General features: G+C 58.0%; 4 protein-coding genes and 1 pseudogene. 3 read left to right on the forward strand and 2 right to left on the reverse strand.

Annotated elements, in window-relative coordinates; genetic code table 11:
• A pseudogene (locus tag JTP94_RS13435) lies at positions 1 to 129 on the reverse strand (transglutaminase family protein); the annotation flags it as partial.
• Positions 130 to 471: 342 nt separating this feature from the next.
• Between JTP94_RS13435 and JTP94_RS13440 the strand changes: the two are divergent.
• Positions 472 to 681, forward strand: a complete 210-nt coding sequence (locus tag JTP94_RS13440; RefSeq protein ID WP_204851002.1) for a hypothetical protein — start codon at positions 472 to 474, stop codon at positions 679 to 681.
• Here the strand turns inward: JTP94_RS13440 and JTP94_RS13445 are convergent.
• Positions 654 to 2096: an MFS transporter gene (locus tag JTP94_RS13445; protein ID WP_246754925.1), complete on the reverse strand. Its 1443-nt coding sequence runs from the start codon at positions 2094 to 2096 to the stop codon at positions 654 to 656. The two genes, JTP94_RS13440 and JTP94_RS13445, sit on opposite strands and share 28 nt — an antisense overlap.
• Before the next feature lie 104 nt (positions 2097 to 2200).
• Here JTP94_RS13445 and JTP94_RS13450 point away from each other — a divergent pair, with 104 nt between their 5' ends.
• Together JTP94_RS13450 and JTP94_RS13455 are read left to right on the forward strand one after the other, a co-directional pair.
• A complete protein-coding gene (locus tag JTP94_RS13450) occupies positions 2201 to 2797 on the forward strand; it encodes a TetR/AcrR family transcriptional regulator (protein ID WP_246754927.1) in 597 nt (198 codons plus the stop codon).
• A 688-nt stretch (positions 2798 to 3485) separates the two neighbouring features.
• Positions 3486 to 3953 (forward strand): hypothetical protein, encoded by a 468-nt coding sequence (locus JTP94_RS13455; protein ID WP_204851001.1) that lies wholly within the window; start codon positions 3486 to 3488, stop codon positions 3951 to 3953.
• Positions 3954 to 4135 lie beyond the last annotated feature (182 nt).

Raw genomic sequence — 4135 nt, forward strand, 5'->3', positions numbered from 1 at the left:
TTTCCGACGATGCCGTTGGTGGGATTCCACCCAGCCCGGGCCTGGCAAGTAAATTTGGCACCAGGCGTGGGTTGATCCGCTACCCAGGCTCGTCGAGCCGTCGCGGTCGGCAACATAGAGGTAACCGCTGTCAGCCGTCCGCTCTTCTTTTCCACCGCGTGTCTCGTTTCCACGCGATTGCCCAGGTAGACGACGTTGCGTGCCCATAGCCGGCAGCGTCGCTAGCAGCCAATGAAGCACACAAGTTGAGAAAACCGCCAATTCACCACCAAGCAAATCTTGTCGCTCATCGTGGCTTCAAGGATCCGGGAGCCGGCTCGGCATCTCAGTTGATGGCTCACGCCGAAACAAAGAGGGAACCTAGCCATTCTTCTCGGCGATATCAACAGATTCAATTAGATGACGCCTGGGAAGCTACTAACCCGTCAAGGCGTTCTCATTCTGTGAGCTTAATAAAGCAGGACAAAGTCGATGGCGGACGACAGCACCACGACAATATGGGCGACGTTCGATACCCGCGAAGCGGCCGACCTTGCCGTCGAACATCTGGTTCAGCAGCACGGTATCTCAAGGCCGGACATCTTCATCCAACCTGCCACCGCCTTCCATTGCGCGGATGCGATGAATGTGGGTGGCCAATGCGATTCTTCACCTCATTCAGCCGGAGGCGCAACCACCTGACCACGTAGGGCGAACCACGCAAGGAGGCTGACGAGAATGCCGGCGACGGCGGCGAACCAGAAGGCGCGTTGAACGCCACCTGCGACAGCAATCCGCAAGTCATCGCCTGCCAGTCCCGTGACATGCTGGTTGGCGATAGCAATCAGCACGGCGAGTCCGATAGCATTGCCGACGCTGAGTGTCGTGGACGCCATGCCGGAGGCGACGCCCTGATCGTCATGATGGACGCCGGCCGAGGCAGCAATCCACATGCCAGTCCAGACGATGCCTTGGCCGATGCCAGAGACGATCAGGCCTGGCACGATGGCAAAATAGCTGCTGTCGGTATCCGCACCGGCAACGAGAAGCGCGGTGCCGACCGCACCGATGATCATACCACTGGTCAGCGTAGTGCGGGTTGAGAGCCGCGCCACTAGCCGTTCGCCGAGCTGTGTGCCGGCGGCGATCGCGAGGGATGGGATGAGAAAGGCAAAGCCGGTCTGGAGCGCGGTGAAGCCATGGATGTTCTGGAACAGCACGGTCAGGAAGTAGGGCAGCGCGCCGAACGTGCCCATGTAGAGGAAGGTGATCGCCATGCAAGCGACGAGGCTGCGATTGCGAAACAGCCGCGGCGGCATAAGCGGATCGGCGCTTCGCGCTTCGATCCCGGCGAAAGCGATGAGAAAGATCGCAGAAAGGGCAAAAGCCCAGAGGATGACCCTCGAATTCCACCCGAACTCCGGCCCCTGCACCAGGGCGAAGACTAGCAGCGTCGTGCCTGCCGATACTGTCAGTGCACCTAGCACGTCGAAGCTGCGGTGCTTATGCCGCTTCGGATCACGCGGAATGACGAAGAAGGCGGCAAGAATGGCGATGCCGGCCAGAAGGACGTTGACGAAGAAGACGGCCGGCCAGTCCCAGATGCTGGTAAGAAAGCCGCCCGCCAGCGCTCCAATAGTCAGCCCGCTCGCGCCAGTCCCACCCCATATTGCAAGTGCCCTGTTGCGCTCCGGCCCCTCGGCGAACAGGCGATTGATGAGCGAAAGCGTCGCCGGAAATAGGAAGGCGGCTCCGATCCCCTGTATGGCGCGTGCTGTGACGATGATCTCCGGCGACCAGGCAAGCCCGCCTGCGAGCGATGATAGCGCGTAGAGCCAAAGCGCGAAGATGAACACGCGCCGCTGGCCGATCAGGTCGGCGGCCCGCCCCCCGAACAGCAGGAACCCACCGCATAGAACCATATAGGCGCTCACCACCCATTGCAGGGTCTGACCGGAGAAGCCGAGGCCCGCGCCGATCTCTGGCAGCGCGACGAAAACAATATTGATGTCGAGCGAGTAAATGAGTTGGGCGAAGGCAAGCAGCGCCAATGCGGCTCCTCGTTTTGTCCCGATCCCTGTCGCTACTGCCAGTCCTGCTTCACCCGATGTACTCATGTCTATCTCCATTCCGACAATTCTTTGTCAATCACTAAACAATAAAACCTTGCTTTCATCCGTCAAGCGAATTATTGATTGTTTGATCAAGAATGGAGATTTGGATGGCGGGACGACCGCGAGAGTTCGACCGGCACGAAGCGCTGACAAAGGCGCGCGACGCTTTCTGGTCACGCGGCTATGAGGGTGTGTCGATGGCCGATCTCGTCTCAACGCTGGGACTTGCTTCCGCACGCATCTATGCCGCCTTCGGGTCAAAGGAGGCACTGTTTCGAGAAGCCGTGGCACTCTATCACGCCGAGGAAGGCGGTTTCGCCACCCGGGCGCTGGCGGAGGAGCCGACCGCTCGACGAGCAATTGAGAGAACCTTGCTTGAAGCGGTCGAAACTTACACGAGACAGGACCGGCCGCAGGGCTGCATGGTAGTGTCGGCGGCGACCAACTGCACAAGCGAAAATGCTGGTGTGCGCGAGTGGCTGGCGGACTGTCGCCTGCGGCGCACCGCGTCATTGGTGGAACGGATCGAGCGAGCGGTAGCTGAGGGAGAGTTGAAGCCTGACGTCAATGCCCAGATGCTTGGCGACTACTACGCCACCGTCCTACATGGACTGTCTGTGCAGGCGCGTGACGGCGTGCCGAAGAAGCGTCTGCTGGCGATGATCCCGATCGTGATGCAGGTCATCGACGCGGTTGGGATGTAGTGAGTGTCGATTTCAGCTAAGGATTTCATTGAAGCGTTTGGCTGAAAATCGCAAAGGTTGCAGTGCACCAAAACCAGCTGCTAGTAGGACGCTTCAGCCTATCGCTCAACCCGCCAAAATCCAACTCACCTTGCCGCGATGCATCGCACAGGCAACCACCGCCCCGCAGAGATTCGCGATTGTCAAAGGCTCCCAATCGCTTTTGCAATTCCAAGACGAAAGTGAAATCCTTAGCTGAAATAGAGGCCCATTTTGGCCGTCAAGCCCATGCACTTCAAGACATTTTGCTATTTGAAATCGGTAAATGAAAGCGTCAATAGGTGGCACTCTCGGTTGATGTCGGATTGTGCTGAGGATTTAGTTGTGTTGTGCGATCAATTTGGCGATGCAGCACCAATCCATAGAGGCTCCTGCTCGCCGTTACCTAGGGAAGCGTTCGACCGTCAAGAATAGCAAATCAGCCCAGAAATGAACCGCGAAAATATCCGGTACTTTCTGTTTAAGGATTGGAGTGAAACAATTTTGCCGGGGTTATAAGTGGAAATAACAATCCATGCGACAACCGCTGAGGGTTTTGGCGAGGCTTCCGTTTCGCTGAACGTAGATTCTCCGTCCCGTCCAAACCGGGGTCGCAGGTTTTTTTGTAACCAAGGGCTTAATCGCTTTCCCCGCTCATGAAGGAAATGTCGTGAACAGACTTCACCTGACAACCGTGACCCTCGCCACCATGCTTCTGACCACTGCGTCCGTCGATGCTGCCGATTTCTCCGTCACGCCGCTGAAAGACGGCGACACCTTCACCGGTTGCCTCGCTCAGAACCCCGCGACAGGCCTCGGTCTTCTCGCCGTTGGCGACAAGGTCGTCCTGTTTGCCAATTCTTCGACGTTCACTTTCGCCAAGGGCGATCAGGTGACCGGCTCCTGGTCGATCGATGGTGGCACGGCCACAAATTTCTCGTCGACTGCTGACACGGCAGCAACGGCAACGATCGACGTCCCGAACACGACCGAGGCCGTCATGGCGCTGACCAGCGGCAAGTCGCTGAGCCTGACCGCCAACAGCACTACTGCCGATTTTAGCCTCGCGGGCGGCGAGAAGGCCTTCATGGGCCTGTCCGAATGCATGACCACCCAGGCGGTGCCGACCGCAAACTAAGCCGCACCCATTTGCGAATGATATAGTGCGTACCATGGTGCCCGCCACATTTATGGGGTTCTGTTGCAAACTTTTTGCAAGGCCGCAGAGACGGCTATCGCAGGACACACTTACGCAGCGAGTGCGGCGAATTGCTGAAATGTTGAATGGGCACTGGTTGAAAATTGCCGCTTGCGGATCAT

Origin of the sequence: Martinezella lusitana, assembly GCF_016901135.1 — a bacterium.
Classification (GTDB): domain Bacteria; phylum Pseudomonadota; class Alphaproteobacteria; order Rhizobiales; family Rhizobiaceae; genus Rhizobium; species Rhizobium lusitanum_D.